Raw genomic sequence first — 24,426 nt, 5'->3', positions numbered from 1 at the left:
GTTACTTCCCGCCATTGTGCACAGATTCTTCGCGCTTTTCACCGTTCGCCCCCGTGGTGACGCGAGGCATGGCCCAATCTGCAGGCAGATTAGGCTCCTTCGCATGGGTACGTTGCAGGAGACGCTGGAGTCCGGGCTGAAAGCCGAGACGGCGGGATGCGACCATCCGCTGTATCCGGGCGCGGTCGCTTTGCTGATGCACGACGGCGCCGTGGTGGAGCAGGCGACCGTAGGCGACGCCGTGCTCTACACCGCCGGCGACGACGGACTCCGGCCACTCCCCCCGGGTCAGCGGGTCCCGATGCGCCCGGACACCGTCTTCGACATCGCGTCACTGAACAAACTGTTCACGGCGGTGACCACGCTGGCTCTGGTGGACGACGGGCTCGTCTCCCTCGACGCTCCAGTCGCGCCGCTCGCACCGGAATGGGCAGGCGACCAACGCGGCCAGCTGACGTTCCGGCACCTTCTCACACATACGTCCGGACTGCCGGCAGTTCTGCGGCTGTGGGAGCTGCCCACGCAGGCTCGCCGCATGGCCTCGGTCTTCGAAACCCCTTTGCGGTCTATGCCGGGCACCGCATTCGAGTATTCGTGCGTCGGCTATATCGTCGCCGGCTTGCTCCTCGAACGGCTCACCGGCACCCGGCTGCCCCGATTGGTCTCCGAGACCGTCCTCGAACCGCTGGGGCTGAACGACACCACGTACCTGCCTGGCTCCGCTCTGCTGGACCGGATCGCAGCCACCGAGCACCAGCCCTACGTGGGCCGCGGCATCGTCCGCGGCGCTGTGCACGACGAGAACAACTGGTTCCTCGGCGGCACCGCGGGCAACGCCGGCTTGTTCAGCACGGCCGCCGACCTCGCCCGGTTCGCCGAGATGCTGCGCCGCGGAGGTGAGCTGGACGGGCAACGGATTCTCAGTGCCGAGGCCGTCGGGCAGATGACCAGTGATCAGCTGCCGCTCAGCCTCGATCCCGGATACCGGCAGGGCATCGGCCCACGCATCGGCGACCGCTCGTTCATGGGTGTGCTCGCCGAGCATCGCGCCTTTGGCCATACCGGTTTCACCGGCACGTCGCTCGTGATCACGCCGCGTTTGAAAACCGTGACGATCCTGCTCACCAACCGCGTCCACCCGTCTCGGGACTGGTCGGTCATCTCCGGCATCCGACAGAAGGTGGCGGCCCTCAGCGCAGAGACGGCAGTGCCTTCGCGATCCGGGTGAGCTCGTCGTCGTGCTCGTCGTCGGGCCAGGTGAAGAAGAACTCGTCGAAGCCCACGGCGGTGAACCGCTCCACTTGTTCGTCGAACGTCTCGGGAGCTGTGAACGGATCTATCGCCACCGAGCGCCGCAACGAACGCGGGTCCCGGCCGATCTCGGCGGTGAGCTCGTCCAGCCGCCGGTTCTGCCCACGGGTCAGCTCGATGTTCTCGTCCACTGTCGCGTCGAGCCGCCCGATGGTGTTCCAGATGTCGGCACGTTGCGCCGCCACCCGCAGGATGGTGGGCGCCTGTCCCCCAACGATGATCGGTGGCCGAGGGCGCTGCACCGGGCCCGGGTTGGTCGGAAGACCCCGCACCTGAAGATGCGCACCGAGAAACTCGTACTCGCCGCCGGTGCTACGTAGAAGCTCATCCACAATCCGGGCGTACTCGACGAATCTTCCGACGCGCTGCCGGACCGTCCAGGGCTGGGTACCTGTCGCCAGATGGTCGAGTTCGACGATTCCCGCGCCGATCCCAAGCTCCAGGCGGCCACCGGAGAGATGGTCGACGGTCACGGCCTCTCTGGCCAGCAGAGCCGGCGGCCGCAGGATCGGGTTGTTCACCATGGTCCCGATCTTGATCCGCTCGGTCACCGTGGCGGCAGCGCCCACGAGGCTCCCGTAGTCGAACCAGGTCTTTCCGGGTTCGAACGGATGGGCGAGATGGTCGGCGAGGAACAACTGGTCGAAGCCCAGCTCCTCGAGGCGGCGAAACCGCTCCAGAAGCGTGGGCATCGGCGCGTCGGCCATGACCATCACGCCTACGCGCAATCCTGCGTCGATCGTGGGGCGGTCGACGCCGGTGATCGTGTCTGTGCTCATTTCCCGTTCTCCTTGCGCTCACGTGATTTCCTGATCAGTTCGAAGACGCTGGACAGGTCGTCGCCGCCGTGTCCGTCGTCGACCCGCTGCTCCATCAGCCGCTGCATCGGCGCCATCAGCTCACCGCTGATGCCGATCGATTCGGCGAACTCCACGAATCCGACGCCAGACGTCTGCATCGCCAGGTTGGACTCCTCGGCGGCGTACTGCCCCGTGTCGATCTGCCGGGCGAACTCGGGCAGCAAGCCGATCACGGCCTGCAGCCACGGCGTGAGCAGCGTGGCCGAGAACTCGGTGACGGGGATGCCTTCGGTGTCGACGATCGCCGCCGCCTGCAGGAAGCCGGCGAACATGCCGTACATGCCATTGAGAAGGGCCAGATCGAGCAGCGCAGCCAGGCCTGGATCCGCACCGGCGAAGGTCGGCGCTCCCAGCTCTGCCAAGGTGTCCCGATACTGGTCGAACGCGCTTGCTGAGCCGCTGTAGAGGATGAACGCGTCTGATCCGCCGATCATGGAGGGCACCGCCATGATCCCGCCGTCGAGGAACCCACCGACATCCTGCTTCTCGGCCCACTGCGCCATCTCGCGGGCTTGATCGGGGGAACCCGTGGTCAGGTTCACAAGAGTGCGCCCGGCCAAAACTTCCGCTGCGGGCGTCAGGACCCCGTACACGCTCGCGTCGTCCAGTAGGCAGGCGATCACGAGAGGGCTGGCCTCGATGGCCGCGCGGGCGGATGCGGCCTCGGCGGCGCCCTTCGCTACCAGGTGGTCCGCCTTGCCCGTTGACCGGTTCCACACGGTCACCGAGTGACCGCTGTCCAGGAGGGCTTCAGCCAATGCTCGCCCCATGTCCCCGAGGCCGAGGACCGTGACCGGGGCTTTCTGCTCCGTCATAGTGTGCTGCTCCTGTCTGAGTACGGGAGAATGGTGGTCTTCGTGAAAGAAGCCGGAGCTCATGCGGCGGTCCGGGGCCGGTCCTGGCCCTGGCGGGCAGCCGAACGGGCGAGCACTTCGACGAGCCTGCCGAAGTTGTCCTCCCCGTGACCCGCGGCGATCGCGCCGTTGGCGACGCCGACCGCCGACCTGAGCACGCTGACGTCCACGCCGCGATCCTGCGCGGCCGTGATGATGTGCGCCATCCCGGTGACGTTGGAGACCAGCGTCGACTCGTCGCCCGGGTAGTGGTCACGGTCCGCATCGTTGGCTACCTCTGCGGTCACCTCGCCGAGCAGATCGATGATCCCCCGCCCGAACGGCAGGAGCTCGGCGGCCGTGATGCCCTCGGTCCGCGCCAAGGCGAACGCGTGCACCACGCCGGCCATGCCGGTCCAGAAGACGTCGAGCAGAGCGAAGTCGAACGCCGCCGCCCGGCCGGGGTCCGCTCCGACATACGTAGCGGTGCCACCCAAGCTCGCCAGTACCGGGCGGCTCTTCTCGTACACTGCTTCCGGCCCGCTGTACAAAAACACAGCCTCCGGCCGCCCGATGGTCGGCGTCGGCGTCATGATGGATCCGTCGAGGTATTCCACGCCGTGTCCGCTCGCCCACCCGGCCATCTCCCTGGCCCGGTCCGGTGAGTCCGTGGTCACGTTGACCAGCATCTTGCCCTGGAGGTCGGCCGCAACCGGTTCGATGATGGCTCGCGCCGCGGCGTAGTCGAGCACGGACACGATCACCAGCTGGCTGGCCCGCACGGCGTCTGCCACACTCGCCGCGGACACCGCGCCCTTCTCCACCAGCGCAACGGCCTTGCTGGCCGTGCGGTTCCACACCGTGGTGGGATATCCGTTCTCAAGGAAAGCCGATGCCAACGCGGCACCCATCGGCCCGAGGCCCAGCACGGTTACCGGGACGCGGTCCTCGTCGTCGGCTGTCGTTGTCATATTCATGCCGTCTCCGTTCGTGTCGTGGCTCGTGAACCCGCTTTGTGGTTGCGTGATCGCGATACGGCTGTCGCGGCTTCGGTGCCCTGGCCGCTCTCGAACTCAAGACTGCGCTGCCCCGCTGGTGAACCACTGACGCTTTGCTGACGCCTCGATCGACAGGGACGCTACCCACGTTGGGCGGCGAGCCTTGTCTCGCGCTTATAGATTTGAATAAGAACGTGTGTTCGAGTAGAATTGGTCCTATGAGAGGTCAGAGTCGCGGCGTTCGTACCGCCCCGCCGGAGCAGCGGCCGGGCAGATGCGGCGCCGTGGGCGCGACCGATGACGCTCGGGGCACCAACCGTGCCAGTGAAGGATCCGTGGCCGCCGGCGCCGGCCGGACTGTGGCTTCCCACAGCGAGCACATGGCGGGGTCCGACGTGGACGCCAGGTGGCGTGCGCTGGTGGAGGCTGAGTTCGAGGCCGCTGAGATGACCGCGACGGCAATGGGCAGCACAGGCGTGAACGCACACGATGTCGCCGACCGCAGTGCCGCCGGGGAGGGGCTCGGCGCTGCTGACCGCGACGAGGACGGGTTCGGCGCCACCGACCATGACACGGGGTGGCTCGCGGCGAACGGGGGCCTGCTGGAGGATCTACCCGGCGGTGAGGAATCCGCGTGGGCTGACGTCTCTCCTGGCGTGGAGCTCGCCGGTGTGCTGCGTGCCCTCCCGCCGGCACACATGAGCGCATATCACCTCGCCGACGCGGTGGCCGGATGGGAGAAGCTCATCGCCTGGGCGCAAGCCCAGCAGGCGGCTGCCGCTGCCGAGCTCACACGCCGCCCAGAGGTGCAGGCCAGCGATCCTGATGCCCGGAGCGCGTCCCTGCATCCGGTCCCGGTCACGGCCGGTGACCTGTGCACGGTGTGGCCGTGGACCAAGCCGCAGTCCGAGCGGATCGTGGACTGGAGCGTGCAATTGGTCGGTTCGTTCCCGGCCGTGCATAAGGCCCTCGCCGAAGGACGGATTGATGCCCGCCGGGCCAGGATCATCACGGACGCGCTGCGCGATCACGACATCCCCGTGCGGCGCATGGTCGAGGCCGCGGTGCTGCCGCACGTGCACGCCTGGACGTCGGTCAAGGTGTCGTATGTGGTGAACCGGCTGCTTGCCGAACTCGCCCCCGAACAATCGAAGGATTGCCGCCGAAAGGCCAGGCAGAAGCGGCGGGTCTGGATCGAACCCGACGCTGACGGCATGGCATGGCTGTACGCCTACCTTCCGGCTGAGGACGCCGAAGCGATCATGACCGCGCTCAATGCCGCGGCGAACAATGAACGCCGTCACGAGCGCCGTGGGTCGAGGGACACTCGCCCGCGGCACGCCGGGCCGGACAGACAACGAGACAACCAACCCGGCGGCGGACAGCAGGACAGCCCACGCGACGGGCAGCAGGACGGGCGGCACGACAGGCCACGCGACGGGCAGCAGGACGGGCGGCAGGACAGCCGACCTGACGGGCGGCACGACAGGCGACACGACGGGCCGGACAGCCGACACAGCTCGCACAGCGGTGGCGGCATGCAGAGTAGCGGGAACCACGACGCGCGAGACAGCCAGCAGAGCGACCTCACGTCGCCGGCGCCGGCCCGTACGCTCGACCAGTTGCGCGCCGACATGCTGGCCGGGCTGGCGTGGGCGTCGCTGCGGACCGGGTACCTCGGCGGCACCGCGTGCGCGGGCTGCGGCTCGCCGTTCGGATTCCCGTTGTCCACCGCGCACGGCCACCCCGTGTCGGTGAATGTCACGGTCGCCCTGTCCACGCTCATCGGACTGGACGAGCACCCCGGTGAGCTCGACGGCTACGGCCCCGTCGACGCCGACACCGCCCGTCATCTGGCCGCCGCCGGCGTATGGCGCTGGGTCGGCACCCATCCCACGGGCGGTCACGCCTTGGACTACGGACGGACCCGCTACACACCGCCGCAAGACCTCGTCGATTTCGTGCTGCTCCGCGATCGCGAGTGCCAGATGCCGGGCTGCCATCGACCCGCCCGCCGGTGCCAGATCGATCATCGCGATCCCTACCCGCACGGCCCCACAGCGGCCTGCAACTGCTCAGCTCTGTGCCAGCCGTGTCACCTGCAGAAGCACCGTGCCGGTTGGACCGTAGAGCAGCTCAGACCAGGAGTTCAGCGCTGGACCAGTCCCACCGGCCACCCCAAGATCGTGAAGCTGCCGAGGCTGGCCCCTGACCCGCCGGGTCAGCCGCCACGAGGTCAGCCACCGCCGTTCTGACCGCCCCGCCGGGGTTGCCCGCCGATGGTGTGCTCCGTCCTGCCACACGTCTGTCAGTTCCGGCGATTACCGTGGGCACCATGCGATTCGGTCTGCTAGGCGCGCTGGCTGTCTGGGCGGACGACGGCAGCATCGTCGCAGTGCCGGAGCGCAAGGTCCGGATGCTGCTGGCGGATCTTCTCGTCCACCTCGGTCAGCCGCTCTCCGCAGATCGGCTGATCGATCACCTGTGGGGAAACAAACCACCGGCCACGGCGGCCAACACCGTGCAGCGCAAGATCTCCCAGTTACGCAACGTCCTCGACACGGCAGAGCCTGGCGGCCGGAACCTGCTGACCTTCGAGCCCGCCGGCTACATTCTCAGAATCGAGCCGTCCGCGCTCGATGTTCACCAGTTTTCTGGGCTGGTCAGCAGGGCTCGCGCTGCGGCCGACCCCGGTGTCCGTGCCCAGCTTCTCGGCGAGGCCCTCAAGCTCTGGCGCGGGCCTGCCCTCGCCGACTTCCGCGACGAGCCGTTCACCATGGCGGCCGTCGCCCGGCTCGACGAAGAACGAGTCCTGGCCCTGGAAGACCACGTGGAAGCCCGGCTGGTCATCGGTGAGCACGCCACGCTCACGGCGGAGCTGAGTGAGTCGATAGAACACCATCCACTGCGGGAGAGGCTGCGAGCCGCGCACATGCGCTCGCTCTACCAGGCCGGCCGGCAGACCGACGCGCTCGCCGCGTACCAGAGTTTCCGCGAGCACCTGGCCGATGAGCTCGGTATCGACCCCAGCCCGGAGCTCGAGGCTCTGCACCAGGCCATTCTCGAACGACGGCCGGACCCGCAGGCCCCGCAGTCATCGCCCGCCCCATCGGCGAAACCGCGGACCAGAGCGCGGACGAACCTCCCGTTGCCGCTCACAGAACTGATCGGCCGAGCCGGCGCCGTGACCGAGGTGTGCGCCCAGCTGCGTGCTCATCGGCTGGTGACCCTGACGGGGCCGGGCGGCGTCGGCAAGACGCGCCTTGCAGTCGCCAGCACCGACGCGCTGGCGGGAGGCGCCGATCATCCGCCGGACGGCATCTGGCTGGTCGAGCTCGCCGCGCTGACCACCGCGGCCCCGGGGCGTCCTGAGACCACCATGGACGACATCGCCGAGGTGATCGCCTCGACGCTGGACCTCCGGGACGGCCCGGCCATCCCACGGCTGACCGATGCCCTGCGCGACGCCCAGGTGCTGCTGATTCTCGACAACTGTGAGCACGTCATCGAGGCGGTCGCCGAGACGGTGCACCACCTCCTGTCCTCGGCACCGCATGTGCGTGTGCTCGCCACCAGCCGGGAGCCTCTCGGCGTCGCCGGTGAGGTGGTGTGGGCGGTTCCCCCGCTCGACCTCCCCTCAGCGGTGGTCTCGGACCCGGATCTCCTGCAGGAGTACAGTGCCGCCGCGTTGTTCGCCGCGAGGGCCGCCGCGGTGGCACCGGGATTCGTCATCGACGAGACGAACGCCGCCGCCGTCAGAGCGGTCTGCCGCCGGCTCGACGGCATCCCGCTCGCTCTCGAGCTCGCTGCCAGCCGTGTGCCCGCGCTGGGCGTGCACGAGCTCGCCCGCAAGCTCGACGACCGGTTCCGGCTGCTGACCGCGGGCAAGCGCGGAGTGCCGGCGCGGCAGCGCACCTTGCGCGGCGTCATCGACTGGAGCTGGAACCTGCTCGGCGACGACGAGCGGACCGTTCTGCGGCGGCTGGCCGTGCACGCCGATGGCTGCACCCTCGCCGCCGCCGAGCACATATGCGGGGGCGGCGATGTCGACGAGGCTGACGTCGCCGCCATTCTCGGCCGGCTCGTGGATCGTTCGCTCGTCGTCGCGTCTGCGTGCATGGAACCCCGATACGGCTTGCTCGAGTCGGTGTCGGCGTACAGCCGGGAGCGGCTCGTGGAGGCCGGGGAGGCCGACGTCATCAGGCGACGGCACCGCCGCTACTACACGCAGCTTGCCGAGCAGGCAGCGCGGCACCTGCGTGGACCTGATCAGCGTTCGTGGCTGTGGAAGCTCGACGCCGAGTCGGCCAACGTACGGCGGGCGTTGGACGGCGCCGTGCACGCGGCCGATGCCGATACGTCGCTGCGAATCGTCAATGCGCTGGCCTGGTACTGGTTCCTCCGCGGCCGGAGACACGAGGCGATCCGCTCACTGAACCGCGCCCTCGAGCTGAACAGCGCGGGCACACCCGAGCATGATGTCGCCGCCGCGCGCGCCCGGGGCTGGCGAGCCGGGCTGACGATGATCGACCATGTCCGGCGGGCCGAGCCGAACGAGGCCGTCCTCAAGCTGTACGAGGACATCGACGATCCGGCGGGCAGGGCGAGCACGGTGTGGCTGCTGGGGCATGCCGAGTTCGCCTATGGCAACCTGGCCGCCAGTGAGCAGCTGGCCGACGACGCGCTCGCCGGGTTTCGCGCACTCGGAGAGCGATGGGGTATGGCGGCTTGTCTCGCCCTGAAAGCCAACCATGCGGTCTTCCGCAACGATCTCACCGCGATGCGTCAGCAGGGCGAGGACAGCCTCGATGCGTTCACCCGGGTCGGCGACGGCTGGGGTCGGTTACAGGCACTCGAGGTTCTGGGCACGCACGCGGAGATCAGCGGCCAGTATGAGCGCGCCGCAGACCTGCTTCGCGAGGCGCATACCATCGCCGAGGATCTCAAGCTCTGGACGGAGCTGTCCTGGATGATGTCCCGGCGCGGGAGGATCTCGCTCCTGACCGGTGACCTCGCCGAAGCGGATCAGCTTCATGAGCAGGGCTTGCAGGTCGCGGTCGAGCACGCGGACCGCCCGGGACAAGAGTTCGCCGTCATCGGGCTAGCCCTCGGCGCGCGCCGGAAAGGACGCCTCGACGACGCCGAGCGCTTGCTGCGTCCCTGGCTGGATTGGAACCGTGACGTGGAGGCAGACTACGGCGCTGCGCTGATCCTGGCGCAGCTGGGCTTCGTCGCCGAACTGCGCGGGGACGCCGACGCCGCGCGATCCCTGCACACCGAGGGCCTCGCAGCGGCACTGAGCACCGGTGACGTCCGAGCCGTCGCGCTGGCACTGGAAGGGCTCGCCGGCGCGGAGACACTCGCCGGGCGCTCACCGCTGGCCGCTCGCTTGCTCGGTGCAGCCGACACCGCTCGTGCGTCGGTCGGCGCGCCGTTGCCGGAAGGTGAGCGGCACGATGTGGAGCGAATCACCGCCCGAGCCGTTGCCGCGCTCGGGCCCGAGCTGTTCGCCGCCGAGTTCGGCCGTGGCGCACAGGTCAATCCAGCGGAGCTCACCGGCGACGACGCTGCGAGCATGCGAGGTACGCTTTCCCACGCCGAGTTTCTGACGATTCTGTTTCCAGACAGCGGCAGCCGCTTCTAATCCCAGGGAGCCGACGTGTCCCGACGACCCGCCACCCCCAGCCTGTTGCGCTCCATGAACGATCGCGCCGCTCTGGAGCTGTTGCTGGAACACGGGCCGCTGACCAGGGTCGATTTGGGCAAGCAGACCGGCTTGTCCAAGGTGACAGCCTCACAGCTGCTGGCCCGGCTCGAAGAACGCGATCTGGTGGAGGTCGTCGGTACGCAGTCCGCTGCACGAGGGCCGAGCGCTGAGCTCTACGCTGTTCGCCCCGGTTGCGCCCACAGCATCGGCGTCGAGCTCAATCCGGACCGTGCGAAGGTCGCCGTCGCGGACGTCACCGGCACCGTCGTCGCCCGGGTCGAGCGCACGGTGGACGCGGCGTCCGACCCGAACCACTTCGTCCACGATCTGGTCGTCTCGGCAGCCGAGGAGTGCGGGCTGAAGGTCGCAGACGTCTCCGAGGTCGTCATCGGCATGCCCGGCGTCGTCGACCCGGTGAGCGGCGACATCGAACTGTCCTACGATCTGCCCGGATGGCACCGCGGGCTGCGCACCACGCTCGCCACGGACCTGGGCTGTGACCTGACCTTCGAGAACGACGTGAACCTGGCCGCCGAGGCGGAGCGCGCCGAAGGTGCGGGCCAAGACGTCGACGACATGGTCCTGCTCTGGGTCGGCCGGGGCGTCGGCCTCGCGGTGGTCCTCAGCGGGCACCTGCACCGTGGCGCCACCGGAGCCGCCGGAGAGATCGGCTATCTCCCGGCCCCCGGCGTCGAGGTGCCCGCCAGTGTGCGGGTTCCGGACAAGGGCGGATTCCAGGCGCTCGTCGGCGCCGCCGCCGTCGTCGACCTCGCCCGTGCCCACCGCATCGTCGCCGACGACGCCGCGGGCGCCATTCGCGCGGCGCTGGCGGGCGGCACGGCGGCAGAAGCCTTCCTGCACGAGTTCGCCGGCCGGCTCGCATTGGGCGTGGCCTCGGTGTGCACCGTGGTTGATCCGGCGCTGGTGGTCATGGCCGGCGAACTCGGCTCCGCCGGCGGAGGCAAGCTCTGTGACCTGGTAGCCGACGCGGTCCAGCGGATCGCACCCGTCCATCCACGAGTGGTTCCCACCATGATTCCCGACGCGCCTGTCCTCCGCGGCGCGGTCCTGGCCTCCGTGGAGAAGGCCCGCGAGGCTCTGTTCAGCGTTACGCAACCGTAACCCGCAAAACTGAAAAGGAACCTTACAGTAGTACCCACTACTGGAAAGTATCCTTCTAGTTTTGCGGAGGCACCACCATGACCAGAGCACGCATGCTCGGTACCGCACTCGCCGCCACCGCCCTGCTTCTCGCCGCCTGTGGGGACGAGGACGGCGCCACAGAGGACACCGCCGAGGGCACCGCGGAGGACACCGCTGGCGAGGCCCAGGCCCCCGAACCCGCCGAGATCCGCCTGTGGCTCAACGGCGGCGACACTCCGGACTCGATGCGCGAATGGCTCGTCGACGCCTTCGAGGAGCAGAATCCGGGATCCACCCTGGCCATCGAGGAACAGCAGTGGGAAGGCCTGGTCGACCGCCTCACCACGTCGCTCGGCAGCACGTCTGAGACTCCGGACGTGGTGGAGGTCGGCAACACCCAGGCCCCGACGTTCACCACGGTGGGCGCGTTCAGTGACATCACCGACATGCTCCCCGATATCGGCGGAGACGACCTCCTTCCGGGCTTCGTGGAGGCGGGCAGCGTCGACGGGAGCACCTATGCGGTGCCGCTGTACGCCGGGTCCGCCTACGTGTTCTACCGCACCGACCTGTTCGAGGCCTCGGAGCTCGACGTACCGACTACGATGGCGGAGTTCGTCGAGGCCGCCGTCACGCTGAAGGAGGACAACGCCGACGTCGAGAACTTCTCCGGCTTCTGGCTTCCCGGCCAGGACTGGCGCGACGGCGCGGCGTTTCTCTGGGACGCCGGCGGCGACTTCGCCGTCGAGGAGAACGGCGAGTGGGTGGGCGCGCTGTCCCGCCCGGAGTCACAGGAGGGCCTGAAGCTCGTCCAGAAGCTGTTCACCGAGGCGTCCGGCGCACCGCGCGACGGCAACGAGAGCGAGCCGCACGTGCCGTTCTGCGCCGGTGAGGTCGCCATGATGCTCCGTCCGGGCTGGGTGCGCTGGAGCATCGACAACGAGGAGATCGGCTGCCCGGAGATGATGGAGAACGTGGGCGTGTTCGCCCTTCCCGGCTCCGACGGGACACCCGCGCCGGTGTTGCTCGGCGGCTCGAACGTCGCGATCTCCGCGGCGTCGCCGAACCAAGAGCTCGCGAAGAACCTGCTCGAGCTGATCCTCAGCGACGACTTCCAGCGCCAGTATGCCGAGAACGGGCTCACCCCCGCGAAACTGTCACTGGCCGACGGGCTCGGCGACGACGAGTATGCGGCCGCCACCGTCGAGGCGGTCAGCAACGCGAAGCTCACCCCTGCCGCGGCCAGCTGGGCGGTGGTGGAGGGTTCCCGGGTCCTGGAGGATCTCTTCGTCGCGATCGCCGGAGGCGGGGACGTCCAGCAGCTTGCCGAGGCTGCGGATGCCGCCATCACCGAGCAGCTGCGCTAGCTCGCCGGACGGCTCAGCTCAGTGACTGTCTCGCAGCGCGCCGCCCCGCCTGTACGGAGGCGTCCGCTACTCCCCTACGTCCTACTCGTCCCGGCGCTGGCCGTGCTGCTGGCAGCGCTCGGCTACCCCCTGTTCCGCCAGGCCGTGATGTCCTTCCAGGAGTACGGTCTGGCCCAGCAGTTCGGCCAGGCGCCGGAATGGGTGGGATTCGACAACTATGCCCGGCTGGTCACGGACTCGTACCTGTGGACCGTGCTCGCCCGGTCGATCGCGTTCTGTCTCACCGCCGCGGCGACCACCATGGCTCTGGGCACGGCGCTGGCGGTGCTGATGACCGCGGTCTCTCGCGGCCCGCGGCTCACGCTGCAGATCGCGCTCCTGCTGGCCTGGGCGATGCCGCACCTGGCCTCGCTCACCGTGTGGCAATGGTTGTTCGAGTCCCAGTACGGCGTCGTGAACTGGCTGCTCACCGGGGTGGGCTTCGACCAGTTCACCGGGCACTCGTGGCTGCTCAACCCGTTGTCATTCTTCGTGGTCGCGGGAATCGTCGTGGTGTGGATGAGCGTGCCGTTCGTGGCATTCGCCGTCTACGCCGGTTTGAGCCAGGTACCGGCCGAGCTGTACGAGGCGGCGGCGCTGGACGGCGCCTCCGGGCGCCAGCGCTTCCGGATGATCACCGTTCCGCTCGTCAAGCCGGTGCTGCTCATCGTCGGCCTGCTGCAGATCATCTGGGATCTCAAGGTCTTCACCCAGATCTTCGTGCTTCAGGACGCCGGGGGCATCACGCGGGATACGAACCTCATCGGCACCTACATCTACCGCCTCGGCCTCGGCGAGGGGCAGTTCGGCCTCGCCGCGGCCGCGTCCTGGTTCATCCTGCTGATCACCGTGGGACTGAGCCTGTACTACGTCCGGATCCTGATCCGCGACGAGGAGGAACTATGACCGCCGTCGCCACAGCCACCCTCCCGGAACGACGGACGCCGCCGCGACCGGCACGTTCGCCGTCCCGGCGACGGCGGAGGCTCCTGGGCGTCCTCACCGTCGTCATCGCGGCCATCTGGGCGTTTCCGGTGTACTGGATGGTGAACAGCTCACTTCTCCCCTACAACCGGATCCGCAACCCCGACCCGACGTTCTTCCCTCTGGGCGGCACCGTCGGCGCGTACGGGCGGGTCTTGGAGGGGAACTTCCTCAGCTCCATGCGGATCAGCATGATGGTCACGCTGATCACCGTCGGCGCGGCCCTGCTGTTCGCGTTCCTCGCGGCGCTCGCTCTGTCCCGCTTCCGCTTCCGCGGCCGCAAGAGCTTCGTCGTCACGGTGCTGATCATCCAGATGATTCCCGCCGAGGGACTCTTCATCTCCCAGTTCAAGCTGCTCGAGGGCTGGAAACTGCTGAACAGCGTCCTCGGCCTGTCGCTGCTCTATATCGCCGCGGTCGTGCCGTTCACGATCTGGATGCTGCGCGGCTTCGTGGCCGGGGTGCCACGCGACCTGGAGGAGGCCGCGCTGGTCGACGGGTGCAGCCGGACCCAGGCGTTCTTCCGGATCACCCTGCCGCTTCTGGCGCCCGGCCTGGTCGCCAGCGGCGTGTACGCATTCCTGCAGGCATGGAACGAGTTCACCCTGGCCCTGGTGGTGATGACCCGTCCGGAGAACATGACGCTTCCGCTGTGGCTGCGCACGTTCACCGATGCCAACCGGGTCAGCGACTGGGCCGGGATCATGGCCGGCTCGGTGCTGATCGCCGTCCCCGTCATGGTGTTCTTCCTGCTGGTACAGCATCGGATGGCCTCCGGACTGGTCTCCGGGGCGGTGAAGGGCTGATGCCACCGACGATCCCCCATGCCGGCGAGCTACGCCGGCAGGCCCTGACGACACTGTTCCCAGGTTTCGAGGGAACGGCCGCGCCGCCGCCGTGGGTGCTGAGGCTCGGCGCGGAAGGGCTCGGCGGTGTGGTGCTCTTCGGACGCAACGTCGACCCGGCGCGGGGCGACCGCGGCGTGGGTGAGCTCACCGCTGCGCTGCACGATGCCGGCCTGCTGGTGGCGATCGACGAGGAGGGCGGCGACGTCACCCGGCTCGACGCGGCACGCGGCTCGTCCCTGCCCGGAAACGCCGCCCTCGGCACTGTTGACGACCCCGCGCTGACCGAGCAGGTCGCCGCAGAACTCGGCGCCCGGCTGAAGAGCTGCGGAATCGACCTGAACCTGGCCCCCGTGGCCGACGTGGACACTCATGCCGGCAACCCGGTGATCGGGGTGCGCTCGTTCGGCTCGGACCCGGACCTGGTCGCCCGGCATGTCGCCGCGTTCGTCCGAGGCCAGCAACGACACGGCGTCGGCGCCACCGCCAAGCACTTCCCGGGTCACGGCGGAACGAGCGAGGACAGTCACCTGACCGTTCCCGTGCTCGGCACGGGGATCGACGACATCCGGCGCACCGACCTCCCGCCGTTCCGCTCCGCCGTCAAGGCGGACGTGAAGGTGGTCATGACGGCGCATGTGCGGATACCCGTGCTCGACCCCGAGCTGCCCGCCACCCTCTCACCCGTCGTGACAGGCATATTGCGCGACGAACTCGGGTTCGACGGCGTGGTGATGACCGACGGCCTGGACATGCACGCGATCAGCCGCACATCGGGGCATGTCGAAGCCGGGGTGCTCGCACTAGCGGCCGGGGTGGACGCCCTGTGCGTCGGCGGCGACACCACCGGGCCGGAGCTCGTCGAGAAGATGGCCCAGGCGCTCGTCGACGCCGTCCTCTCCGGACGCCTGCCGGCCGCGCGGCTGGCCGAGGCAGCGTCCCGGGTGAACCAGCTACGCGCGTGGTCGCGCCAGCTCGTGCCCCAGGTTCCCGCAAGCGGCGCAGCCGCTCACGCCGCCCGGCGAGCTGTGATCAGTCGTGGTGACGTTCTGCTCACCAGGCCAGCGTTGGTGATCGAGCTGCACGACGAACCGTCCCTGGCAGCGGGAGACGTCCCCTGGGGTGTGGGGGCGCCGCTGACGGCGCGACTCCCGGGGACCGTCGTCGTCCAGATGAGCGCCAACGACGCGGACCCCGCCACAGTGATCGCGCAGCACCCGGAAGCGCGAGTGGTGGTGTGCGTCCGAGGGGTACGCCGGCGACCGTGGCAGGCGCGGCTAGTGGCGGCGGTCCGCCGGTCGCGGCCCGACGTGATCGTCGTCGACCACGACTCCGGGACACCGGGCGAGGTGCTCGGCACACACCACGTCGTCGCGTACGGCGCGGCTCGCGTCACGGCCGAGGCCGCGGCCGACATCCTCAGCGGCCGGGGGCAAGCCGGCTAGCCCGGCTGCCGACCCGGCCGATCACCGGTGTCAGCAGGCCCACGGCCGACGCCGCCATGACGTGCCACACGGCGTGCCCCTGGAACAGGCTGTCGGGGTGGCACAGCGGTCCACCACTGCGGGACAAGGTGCCGATCAGCGCACCGGTGCCGAGGACCAGCAGCGCTCTGACGATGGTCCGGCGGTGCTGGGGACGAGCCTGCCACCGCAGGACCGACAGCCCGACCGCCGCGGTTGCCAGGGTAGCCTGGGCGGCCAGCCGCACCGGTTCGCCGATCGCGCTGACGGCCACGGCCGCGACGCTGGGAACCAGCCACCATGCATCAGTCAACCGGCGGCCCGCAAGGTCGGACGCCGCGTCGGCCGCGACGAACGCGATCAGGGCGACCAGCGGCAGATCATGTACCACGCCGCTCCACTCGGGCGCAGGGCCGTGGAAGATCACCGACCCCGCGCCTGTGGTCACGATCAGCAGCCCGTAGACGGTGCGCTGGCGCTGGCGGAGCCGTCCGGAGGCGAGCACGCCCAGACCGACGGCCACGAACGCCAGGCTCGTGACCGCATTGGCCGGCTGCCCGAAGAACCCCTCCCCGAACAGCTCGCAGTCCAGCTCGGCCGGCCTGGCGGCACCCATCATCTCTCGACGATACCCAGGCTCCGGCGCGACTCAGGAACCTTGGACATTCCAGGCGTGGTAGGCGGCGATGTCCAGCCAGGCGTTGACCCGCGGCCGGTCTCGCTTGCGATAGGGCTTGCCGGTGTAGTGCCGGGCGAGCCGGTCGATCCCGGACAGATCCGGATCGTCCTCAAGGCTGACCGTGCCCTGCACACTCACATGCCGGTACCAGGACTCGTCGTCCAGGACCGTCAGCGAGACACGAGGATCGGCCTTGATGTGCTCGAGGCGCTTGCGACCGGCGTCGAGATTGAGCAGCACGCGGCCGTCGTCCCAGAGATACCAGGTCGCCACCGTGACCGGGGTGCCGTCGGGGCGCACCGTGGCCATCACGGCGGGGTTCGGCTTCCGGAGCAGCTCGGCGAGTTCGGCGGGTATCGGCGGTCTCTGCACATTCACTCCTCAGGTACGTCATTCGACAGGTGCCATCGCTCAGAGACTACCGTCCACCTGCGCCCTGGCAGCCGCCCGCGCTGCCCGGTCGGCGAGAGTACGCATGGCGGCGACAAGCTCGGCCGGAGCATGTACCTCGAAATCGCAACCGAGCACGACCATCCGGCCGGCCAGCCACTCGAGCGAGTCGTTGCCCCTGATCCTGACCCACGGGTGGCCCAACACGTTCGCCGAGTTCGCCGCGACCATCGCTCCGCTGGCAGATCCGCGTGCGTATGGTGGGGACCCGGCGCACGCCTTTCATGTGGTGGTGCCATCGGTGCCGGGCTTCGCCTTCTCCGACGCGCCCCGAGAGGGCGGCTGGAACGTACACGCGTCGCCCGAATGTGGGCCGCCACATGCTCCAGTGGATGGAGGGCGGTGTGGACCACCACGCTCTACTTCGGGCGGCACCGCAGACCTTCGCGCACGGGTGGACCGACTCCCCCATCGCCGTGCTCGCATGGATGCGGCAGAAGTTCCAGGAGTTCACGCCGATGGCGCGCGTGCCGGAGGATGCGATAGACCGCGACCAGATCCTGACCGCCACGAGCCTCTACTGGTTCACCGGCAGCACAGGCACGTCATCGTGGCCGATGTACGAGGGACTCGGCGACGGCGGTTTCGCTTGGCCGAAGGGGCAGGGCAAGGTGCCTACGGGCGTGTATGGCGGCGGCTCGGCCCTCATGCGCAAGCTGGCGGCGCGCGAAAACACGGTGGTGCATTGGCCCGAGGGCAATCCCGGCAATCACTTCGTCGCCATGGAAGTGCCGGAGGCGCACGTGGCGGACATCAGGGCGTTCTTCGCCAAGGTTCGCTAGCCGGTCAGCTCTTGCGTTCTCCGCCGCGATCCCGTTGCGTGTTCATCAGCTGGAGGCGCTCGTCGAGCAGGTCGTCGATCGTCTCCATCGCGCGTAGTTCTTCCAGAGGGCTGTCACTGGTGCCACGCCGTTCGACGAGTGTATGCAGCTCGTCATCGACCCGGCGGATCTTCGACGACAGGGTCTGTGCCATCGCTACTCTCCTCACGGGACGTCTCACCACATTGGCCGATACATCAAGAGTGCCCGAAGACGGCGTCTCGAAACATCACCGTCAGGTCACTGTTTGGCTTCTTGATACCTCAGCGCGGAGGAGTTCGAGGATGCGCAACGCCGCCGGGTGCCCGGCGACGGACTTCTTGACCGCGACGCAGATGTGGCGAACCGGCGTGGGTGAGACGAGCCGGACGGCCGTGACGCCGCTCGGCAGATCCCCCAGGCCGAGCTCGGGAAGGACCGTCAGGCCGATTCCGGTCGTCGCGAACGAGATCGCCGTGGGGTAATCATGCGTCTCGACCGCGAACTCCGGGGTGAACCCCGCTTCCGCGCACGCGGTGAGCAACACCTGACGGCATACACCGTGGCTGAGGTCGGCGTCGATCCACCGTTCCGCCGCCAGCTCACCCAGGGCGATCTCCGCGTGATCGGCGAGCGGATGGCCGACAGGGACCACCGCCACATACGGGTCGTCGGCGAGCCGGTGGACCTCGACGTCAGCAGACCGCCGCGACGCCGCGTCTTCCACGAAGATGTCGACGTCCGGTACCGCGGACGTGCCGGTGTCGAACTCGGTCATCCGCATGTCCACTCTGAGCTCGGGAAAATCCGTGTGCAGCGCGCCGACCACGGAAGGCAGCCACGCGGCCCCGGCCGAGCCGAAGTAGCCGATGGACAGGCTGCCGACGCGGCCGTCACGCAGGTCGGCGGCGATACCCTCCAGCCGGCTGAGCGCCTCGAACAGGCTTTCAGCTTCGGCGGCCAGCACCCGGCCCGCGGCGGTCGGCTCGACTCCGCGGCCGACCCGTTCGAGCAGGTGGAGCCCGGTCTCCCGCTGGAGCTGCGACAACTGCTGGCTGACCGCGGAGGAGGTGTAGCCGAGCGACTCCGCGCTGGCCCGGATGGAACCGGTGGCGACGACGGCGCGCAGCACGCGAAGGCGAGATACATCGAGCATGAGCCAACCATACAGCGCTACTTAACGAACCTGAAGTAATAATCGCTTGTCCTGAAGTGTTTGCGGTTCCACGATAGGTGTCGTGACCATCCGCCTGGACGACCGTATCGAGCCTCGCCCCACCCCACCCACCCCGTCGCGAAGCAGCGCCAAGGCCGCACTTGCGGCGGGCGTCACCGTCGTCCTGTGGGCATCGGCGTTCGTCGCCATCAGGGGCATCGGCCACGAACTCTCCCCCGCGCCGATGGCGCTCGTGCGGCTGGCCGTCGCCGCCACCACGCTCACGGTCGTGATGCTGGTGGTGCACCGTGGCCGGCCACGAGTGGCGGTACCCAGGCGGTCCGCGGGCCTTCTCGTCGCCTACGGCGTTCTGTGGCTGGCCGGGTACACCGTCGCCCTGAACGCCGCGGAACGCCATGTCGATGCGGGCACGGCGGCGCTGCTGGTGAACGTCGCCCCACTGCTCATCGCGTTCGGTGCTGGCATGTTCCTCGGCGAGGGGTACCCGCGGCCACTCATCCTCGGCTCCGTGGTCGCCCTCACCGGGGTCGCCGTGATCGCGCTCGGATCCGACGGGGAGCGGGACTCTCTCGGCGTCCTCCTCTGCCTCCTGGCGGCCCTGTTGTATGCGGCGGGCGTACTGATCCAGAAGGTCATCCTGCGCCGTGTCGATGTGCTCACCACCACCTGGCTCGGCTGCGTCGTGGGCACGGCGGCGCTGCTTCCCTGGGCGCCGCAGCTTCTCGGCGAGATCCAGGCGGCCTCCGCCGGCTCGGTCCTCGCCGCTGTCTACCTCGGCCTGTTCCCCACGGCTATCGGCTTCACCACGTGGGCCTATGCGCTCCGCCGGATGGATGCCGGACGGCTCAGCGCGACCACGTACGCCGTACCGGCGGTCTCGGTGGCCCTGTCGTGGGTCCTGCTGAGCGAGGTGCCCACGGCCTACAGCATGGCCGGCGGAACGATCTGCCTCGTAGGGGTGGCGATATCGCGGTACCGGAGACGGTGATCAGACCCGTGGCGGCTTCGCGGTGTACTCCGCACCCGCCCGCCGGGCCAGGAACTCGGACAGAGGGCCGGGCAGCTCCGCCACCCTTCCTCCCCAGTCGTACACGACTGCCGTGCCCGCGATGAGGTCGTGCATGGCCCGGTGTTCACGCTGGAGGACGATACCGGCGAACCCGAGCCCGGCGATCACCGCGCTGAGCGGGAAGGCCAGAGTGCGCACCAACGCCTTCCGGCCCGGCAAGGTCGAACCGTCCGCGGCCACCACGCGCAAGCCCACGAGCCCTTTTCCGGGTGTGCGGCCCGCGATGGCCAGACTGATGTACATGTAGAGGAAGGCCCAGATCGCCAGAGCGATGGACGACACCGGGCCAGCTGGGTCGTTCGCCAGGGACGCGCCCACGACCACCCGGGCGAGCAGGTCCAGCCCGGCCACCCCCGCGGTGAACGAACCGAGCACGATCGCGACATCGAGCGCCGCTCCCGCGGCACGGCTGACGGCACCCGCGTAGTGGCCGGTCACCCGGAGCCTGGGCACGACCGTCATGCCGGGCGCTCCCCGGAAAGCCGGGGCGGACCCCACGGCTGCTCCTCGGGATCGCGGCGAAGGAGACGGTTGACCAGACGGTCGACGACGACGTCGAGGCCGACGATCTGCCGGCGAGCAAGATCCAGGGCGGACCCGGCCACTCGCCCGGTGCTTTCCGCCACGATCTCCGGCACACCGGCCCGCCGGACAGCTGCTTCCAGGTCGACGTTCTCCAACGCGGCGTCGAGATCCACCCGGGCGACCAGACGGTTCACATCCACTCGATCCATGAGCCGGTCCACGTCCACTCGCTCAAGCAGCCGGTTGACGTCGATGCGATCGAGAAGGCGGTTCACGTCCACCCGGTCGAGCAGGGCGTCGACGTCGACGTGCTCGATGACGGAGTCCGGATCGATCGTCTCGACCACTCGCCCGGTGACCGCACCCGCCAGCCGGCCGAGCCGGCCCTGCCGGCTCTTGGATCTGCTGGACTGCGCGTCACTCACGGTGCCGACTCTATCCAGCAGCCGGCTCCCGCGGTCAGCGCGACGCGCTGGCTGTTCTGAGTCCGCGTTCTGCGGCCACCCCGAAGGCGTCGCCGCCCTTCTTCTTGCGGTCGTCGGTCCCCCATGCGCGTGTCCGCGGCACGGGCACCATTCGGGGGACATGTTTCGAGCAGTGGATATACGCTTCCTCGACGTCCACGACCACCCAGCGCTCCGGCCGGCGTCCCGGGATGTCGGTGTCTACGTCCACTTCCGGGTACCGGGCGCGGAACTCCTCTGCCGCGACCAGCGATGCCGCCCCGTTCACGTGCAACCCGACGAGATCCTGGACGAAGTCCATGAACAACAGGCCGACATGCGGGTTCTCCGTCATGTTGCCCGCGCTGGCGAGCACGCCGTTGCCGCGGTACTCGGGCCACGCGAGGGTGGTCGAGTCGAGGACCCGGACGAACCCGGCCGGCCCGGCCCGGAACGTCACGTCGCATTCACCCCCGGCGTCCGAGGTGCCGACGAAGACCATCTCCATGCGTGAGATGAACTCCCGCATGTGCTCGTTCACCCGGTCCGACATCTGTTCGCGATAGAACCGATCCGCCCGGTCTCGCGTGCCGCAGGCTTCCTGAAGCGCGTGTTCACCAGCCGAACCGGGACGATCTTCGCCTATGCCCGCATCCGGGTGTGTCATGATCACGAACCTCCAAGCCCGCCCAGGCCTGTCGCAGCCCCACCGAATTGATCACTCAACGTGATCAAATGTAACAGTAAAGGAGGATATCAGCGGCCTCGCCCCACTGCTGAACGGGCAGCGGCGCTGACGATGGCCGCGCGTTCCCGGGCGGTGATGACCGAGGCAGCTCGCAGCTGGTCCGCGACGTCGCTCGCATGCCGGACGAACTCGCCATGGTTATCCCAGTGCTCGCCGTCGAGAATGTGGTGGTTGACGGTACAGGACCCGGCCAGCGCGTGGTTGGGGACGCCGCTGTCGACGCCGCCGATCACCACCGTCGCCCGGTCGTCGTCCTCCGTGCACACCGGCATCGCGAGCGGCCCGCCCACCACCGGCAGCTCTACCGAGGTGGCTGTGAGGTCGATGGTCAGCTCGGTGCCCGGCTGCGGCCGGATCGTGAACTCCGGATCGGTCGAGTAGATCATCAGGCCCAGCTGGCGCCCGGCGGGGATCACCTGGTCGTCGGGCTGCAAGGGGAAGGTCACGTCGACGAACTCACCCGGCTCCATCGGGTCCTCCTCGCTGAGGGAGGTCCGGTTGAGCGGATCGGCCCACCCGCGGGTGACCACGCTGGTACTCGAACTTCGAGTGCTCGACGTGCATCCGGAGGCTCCGGTCCACGGCAGCCGGACCAGAGCCGCCGACAGGTTCGCCCGGTCCTTGCTCGACGCCATGCGCACCGTGACCGTCGGTGTGCCGGAGATGTGCACGTCCTCGTCGAACACCGGCGTGGTGTAGAGCAGCCGGTGCTGCGACTCCTGGGTGGCGAGCGTGCCGGCGTTGCATGCGGCGTTCCCGGCGTCGACCAGGGTCTCGCGCTCCGTCCCGGGCTTGGCCAGGGATGTCATGCCGCCCACCGATGCGCCACCCGCCTGCAGATTGAGCGTCACCGTCGCCGCGGCCGGGTTCGGATAGTCGTCGTACGGGGTCAGGGTGCTCGCGCCGGTCTCGTTGCGCACGATCCAGGCTCGCCGCGGGTCGTCCTCGACGCCGTTCTCCACGCCGTAGAGATACCGGCTGAACCAGCGGTTCATCATCTCGTGCGGCGGAGCACCACCGTGACCGCCCTGGTGGAAGTACTCCTGGACAGGAACGCCGCGCTCTTTGAGCGCCTCCGAGATCCGCACGCTGTGCTCGGGCATCACGTTCCAGTCGTTGAACGCGTGCGCCATCAGGGTGGCCGCCTCGAGGTCATCGAGCTGGTTCAGGTAGTCACGCTCGGCCCAGAACTCGTTGTAGTCACCGGTCACCCGATCGTGCTCGGCCTGCATCTGATCCCGATACGTGTCGATGCAGTACTGACGATTGTCCGGGTCGCCGCTGTTGATGTAGTCGAACAGGTAGTCGACGTCCTCGCCGAGCCATCCGCCCGGGTTCCGCACCAGGCCATTGGAGCGGTAGTAGTGGTAGTACGACGTGTTCGGCGCCACCGGGATGATGGCCTCCAGGCCGTCGACGCCGGTGGTGGCCGCAGCCAGCGGAAGCGTCCCGTTGTACGACGTCCCCGTCATCCCGACCTTGCCGGTCGACCAGTACGCGTCGACCTCCTCGTCGCCGTCGGCGCTCGTGTAGCCCGTCGCGCGGCCGTTGAGCCAGTCCACCACCGCCTTCGGCGCGAGGGACTCGTTGCTGCCGCCGACCGTTGGGCACCCCTGCGACAAGCCGGTGCCCGGAGACTCCGAATGCACCACGGCGAACCCACGCGGCACCCAGGTACTGACATGGCTGTTCGAGATGATCGGGCTGGTGCCCCCGGGTGCACTGATGGGCGGAGGGGACTCGCGAAGCGGCGGCTTCTCTCCGAGTTCGTGGTTGACGTCCCAGAAGTACCGGGACTGCGTGGACGCCGAGCCGGAGTAGTACGGGCTGGTCTCGTAGACCACGGGGACAGTCAGGTCGCCGGTCTCGGTCTCGCTGGGCCGGGCCACCTCGACGTGCATCCGATCCCGCTTGCCGTCGCCGTCGCTGTCGAACTCGGTCTCCACCCAGAGCTCGTGCCGCACCCATGGCTCCTCGAACACCGGCTGAGCCATGCCGTCGACGAAGACCGGCCCGGATGCGGCCGTGTCGGCGTCCGCGGCGGGCTCGGTGTCCTGTGGGGCGGCCTGGGCGCCCGCGGCGGTCAGCATCCCTGCCGCGAGCACTCCGGCGGTGATCGCCGCCGCTCCTGCGGGTATCCGACGGCGCATTCCACGCAACTCCGGCGATCTCATCATGCTCGGACAGTAGCGACGAGCGGAAAGCGTGTCATCAGACAGCTGTCCTACGTCCGAGCGAGCGCGCCCGACATGTGATGGAGCGAACGCCGGGTGGCGCGGTGCAACCGAACCACACCCTCAGGCGTGTTCTTCAGTGAGATGCCGAGAGACCGGCCGCCTGGGTGTGGCCGGCGACGTCAGGAGGTCCACTATGAACATCAGGCATCGTGTACGCAAGCTCGCGGTCGCGGTTGGTGCTGCCACCGTCATCCCCCTGGGGATGATAGCGACGGCACCGCTCGCACAGGCCTCGCACGCTCCCTACGAGGGCAAGGTCACGGCCTCGTCGCTGAACGTCAGGAGTGCTCCCACGGGTGCCTCGGCGAAGGCCGGATCGCTCAGCCGGGGCACAACGGTCAAGCTGCAGTGCAAGGTAATCGGGCCCAGGGTCGGCGGCAACGACCTGTGGTACAAGCTCGCCAACGGCAATTGGGTGACCGCCCGCTACGTCTCCAACGTCGGCAAAGCCCCCCGGTTCTGCGGTGACGGCAGGGAGTACAGCGGCAAGGTGATCGCGCAGAAGTCGCTCGCCGTTCGCAGCGGCCCCAGCACCGCCAACCTCAAGGTCAGCTCCGCCCCGCGCGGCATCGTGCTCCCCATCGTCTGCAAGGTCGACAATCAGAAGATCGATGGCAACGCCCGCTGGTACCAGCTCACCGGTGACGGCGGCGGGCAGTGGGTGTCGGCCCGCTACGTCTCGAACGTCGGCGCCGCTCCCCCGTACTGCTGATCCGGAACGTCGGCGCATTTGGTGATTGAACTGCCG

General features: G+C 68.8%; 23 protein-coding genes. 11 read left to right on the top strand and 12 right to left on the bottom strand.

What is annotated here, in order from left to right; translation table 11 throughout:
- Positions 1 to 103 precede the first annotated feature (103 nt).
- Entirely contained in the window at positions 104 to 1,228 is a 1,125-nt protein-coding gene (locus G1H11_RS02010; RefSeq protein ID WP_163815495.1) for a serine hydrolase domain-containing protein, read from the top strand.
- On the opposite strand, the gene G1H11_RS02005 is transcribed toward G1H11_RS02010, so the two are convergent.
- Genes G1H11_RS02005 through G1H11_RS01995 form a run of 3 tightly spaced genes read right to left on the bottom strand, consistent with a single transcriptional unit; the run spans position 1,191 to position 3,981 of the window.
- Positions 1,191 to 2,090 carry an LLM class flavin-dependent oxidoreductase gene (locus G1H11_RS02005; protein WP_163815494.1) on the bottom strand — a complete coding sequence of 300 codons (900 nt, stop codon included), beginning with the start codon at positions 2,088 to 2,090 and terminating at the stop codon, positions 1,191 to 1,193. The genes G1H11_RS02010 and G1H11_RS02005 overlap by 38 nt on opposite strands.
- Positions 2,087 to 2,986 carry an NAD(P)-dependent oxidoreductase gene (locus G1H11_RS02000; protein WP_163815491.1) on the bottom strand — a complete coding sequence of 300 codons (900 nt, stop codon included), beginning with the start codon at positions 2,984 to 2,986 and terminating at the stop codon, positions 2,087 to 2,089. The genes G1H11_RS02005 and G1H11_RS02000 overlap by 4 nt, the downstream gene beginning before the upstream one ends.
- A gap of 59 nt (positions 2,987 to 3,045) precedes the next feature.
- Positions 3,046 to 3,981, bottom strand: a complete 936-nt coding sequence (locus G1H11_RS01995; RefSeq protein WP_163815489.1) for an NAD(P)-dependent oxidoreductase — start codon at positions 3,979 to 3,981, stop codon at positions 3,046 to 3,048.
- Positions 3,982 to 4,220: 239 nt separating this feature from the next.
- Between G1H11_RS01995 and G1H11_RS01990 the strand changes: the two genes are divergently transcribed.
- From G1H11_RS01990 to G1H11_RS01960, 7 genes are all read left to right on the top strand, one after another.
- Positions 4,221 to 6,257, top strand: coding sequence for an HNH endonuclease signature motif containing protein (locus tag G1H11_RS01990; protein ID WP_163815488.1), 2,037 nt, complete (start codon positions 4,221 to 4,223; stop codon positions 6,255 to 6,257).
- An 80-nt stretch (positions 6,258 to 6,337) separates the two neighbouring features.
- On the top strand, positions 6,338 to 9,646 hold the full coding sequence (locus G1H11_RS01985) for an AfsR/SARP family transcriptional regulator (RefSeq protein WP_163815486.1): 3,309 nt from the start codon (positions 6,338 to 6,340) through the stop codon (positions 9,644 to 9,646).
- A 15-nt stretch (positions 9,647 to 9,661) separates the two neighbouring features.
- Entirely contained in the window at positions 9,662 to 10,831 is a 1,170-nt protein-coding gene (locus G1H11_RS01980) for an ROK family transcriptional regulator (RefSeq protein ID WP_216843348.1), read from the top strand.
- Positions 10,832 to 10,908: 77 nt separating this feature from the next.
- Entirely contained in the window at positions 10,909 to 12,219 is a 1,311-nt protein-coding gene (locus tag G1H11_RS01975) for an extracellular solute-binding protein (RefSeq protein WP_216843347.1), read from the top strand.
- Between the two features lie 21 nt (positions 12,220 to 12,240).
- Positions 12,241 to 13,164 (top strand): ABC transporter permease subunit, encoded by a 924-nt coding sequence (locus G1H11_RS01970; RefSeq protein ID WP_163815484.1) that lies wholly within the window; start codon positions 12,241 to 12,243, stop codon positions 13,162 to 13,164.
- Positions 13,161 to 14,048 carry a carbohydrate ABC transporter permease gene (locus G1H11_RS01965; protein WP_163815483.1) on the top strand — a complete coding sequence of 296 codons (888 nt, stop codon included), beginning with the start codon at positions 13,161 to 13,163 and terminating at the stop codon, positions 14,046 to 14,048. The genes G1H11_RS01970 and G1H11_RS01965 overlap by 4 nt, the downstream gene beginning before the upstream one ends.
- Positions 14,048 to 15,532, top strand: a complete 1,485-nt coding sequence (locus G1H11_RS01960; protein ID WP_163815481.1) for a glycoside hydrolase family 3 protein — start codon at positions 14,048 to 14,050, stop codon at positions 15,530 to 15,532. Before G1H11_RS01965 ends, G1H11_RS01960 begins: the two co-directional genes overlap by 1 nt.
- On the opposite strand, the gene G1H11_RS01955 is transcribed toward G1H11_RS01960, so the two are convergent.
- From G1H11_RS01955 to G1H11_RS01945, 3 genes are read right to left on the bottom strand one after another with little or no spacing between them, the layout of a single operon-like run.
- Entirely contained in the window at positions 15,507 to 16,169 is a 663-nt protein-coding gene (locus G1H11_RS01955) for a hypothetical protein (RefSeq protein ID WP_216843346.1), read from the bottom strand. The two genes, G1H11_RS01960 and G1H11_RS01955, sit on opposite strands and share 26 nt — an antisense overlap.
- Positions 16,170 to 16,199: 30 nt before the next feature.
- Entirely contained in the window at positions 16,200 to 16,601 is a 402-nt protein-coding gene (locus G1H11_RS01950) for a TIGR03618 family F420-dependent PPOX class oxidoreductase (RefSeq protein ID WP_163815479.1), read from the bottom strand.
- A gap of 39 nt (positions 16,602 to 16,640) precedes the next feature.
- Positions 16,641 to 16,850 carry a WYL domain-containing protein gene (locus tag G1H11_RS01945; protein WP_163814892.1) on the bottom strand — a complete coding sequence of 70 codons (210 nt, stop codon included), beginning with the start codon at positions 16,848 to 16,850 and terminating at the stop codon, positions 16,641 to 16,643.
- A gap of 149 nt (positions 16,851 to 16,999) precedes the next feature.
- On the opposite strand from G1H11_RS01945, the gene G1H11_RS01940 reads away from it, so the two are divergent.
- Entirely contained in the window at positions 17,000 to 17,461 is a 462-nt protein-coding gene (locus G1H11_RS01940; protein WP_216843345.1) for a hypothetical protein, read from the top strand.
- Between the two features lie 4 nt (positions 17,462 to 17,465).
- Here the strand turns inward: G1H11_RS01940 and G1H11_RS01935 are convergent, their stop codons facing one another.
- Together G1H11_RS01935 and G1H11_RS01930 are read right to left on the bottom strand one after the other, a co-directional pair.
- On the bottom strand, positions 17,466 to 17,654 hold the full coding sequence (locus tag G1H11_RS01935) for a hypothetical protein (protein ID WP_163815477.1): 189 nt from the start codon (positions 17,652 to 17,654) through the stop codon (positions 17,466 to 17,468).
- A gap of 81 nt (positions 17,655 to 17,735) precedes the next feature.
- Entirely contained in the window at positions 17,736 to 18,635 is a 900-nt protein-coding gene (locus tag G1H11_RS01930; RefSeq protein ID WP_163815475.1) for a LysR family transcriptional regulator, read from the bottom strand.
- A gap of 88 nt (positions 18,636 to 18,723) precedes the next feature.
- Between G1H11_RS01930 and G1H11_RS01925 the strand changes: the two genes are divergently transcribed.
- Positions 18,724 to 19,644 carry a DMT family transporter gene (locus G1H11_RS01925; protein ID WP_343074793.1) on the top strand — a complete coding sequence of 307 codons (921 nt, stop codon included), beginning with the start codon at positions 18,724 to 18,726 and terminating at the stop codon, positions 19,642 to 19,644.
- Here G1H11_RS01925 and G1H11_RS01920 read toward each other — a convergent pair whose 3' ends face one another.
- The 4 genes from G1H11_RS01920 to G1H11_RS01905 form a co-directional block, all read right to left on the bottom strand.
- Positions 19,645 to 20,187 (bottom strand): RDD family protein, encoded by a 543-nt coding sequence (locus G1H11_RS01920; RefSeq protein WP_163815473.1) that lies wholly within the window; start codon positions 20,185 to 20,187, stop codon positions 19,645 to 19,647.
- A complete protein-coding gene (locus G1H11_RS01915) occupies positions 20,184 to 20,675 on the bottom strand; it encodes a hypothetical protein (RefSeq protein ID WP_163815471.1) in 492 nt (163 codons plus the stop codon). Before G1H11_RS01915 ends, G1H11_RS01920 begins: the two co-directional genes overlap by 4 nt.
- Before the next feature lie 34 nt (positions 20,676 to 20,709).
- Positions 20,710 to 21,360 carry a pyridoxamine 5'-phosphate oxidase family protein gene (locus G1H11_RS01910; protein ID WP_163815469.1) on the bottom strand — a complete coding sequence of 217 codons (651 nt, stop codon included), beginning with the start codon at positions 21,358 to 21,360 and terminating at the stop codon, positions 20,710 to 20,712.
- Positions 21,361 to 21,449: 89 nt separating this feature from the next.
- Positions 21,450 to 23,618: a Xaa-Pro dipeptidyl-peptidase gene (locus tag G1H11_RS01905; RefSeq protein ID WP_216843343.1), complete on the bottom strand. Its 2,169-nt coding sequence runs from the start codon at positions 23,616 to 23,618 to the stop codon at positions 21,450 to 21,452.
- A 193-nt stretch (positions 23,619 to 23,811) separates the two neighbouring features.
- Between G1H11_RS01905 and G1H11_RS01900 the strand changes: the two genes are divergently transcribed.
- On the top strand, positions 23,812 to 24,390 hold the full coding sequence (locus G1H11_RS01900; RefSeq protein WP_163815467.1) for an SH3 domain-containing protein: 579 nt from the start codon (positions 23,812 to 23,814) through the stop codon (positions 24,388 to 24,390).
- Positions 24,391 to 24,426 lie beyond the last annotated feature (36 nt).

The sequence above is a fragment of the Phytoactinopolyspora alkaliphila genome, from assembly GCF_010550695.1.
GTDB classification, from domain to species: Bacteria; Actinomycetota; Actinomycetes; order Jiangellales; family Jiangellaceae; genus Phytoactinopolyspora; species Phytoactinopolyspora alkaliphila.
This window is presented reverse-complemented; position numbering and strand designations above follow the sequence as displayed.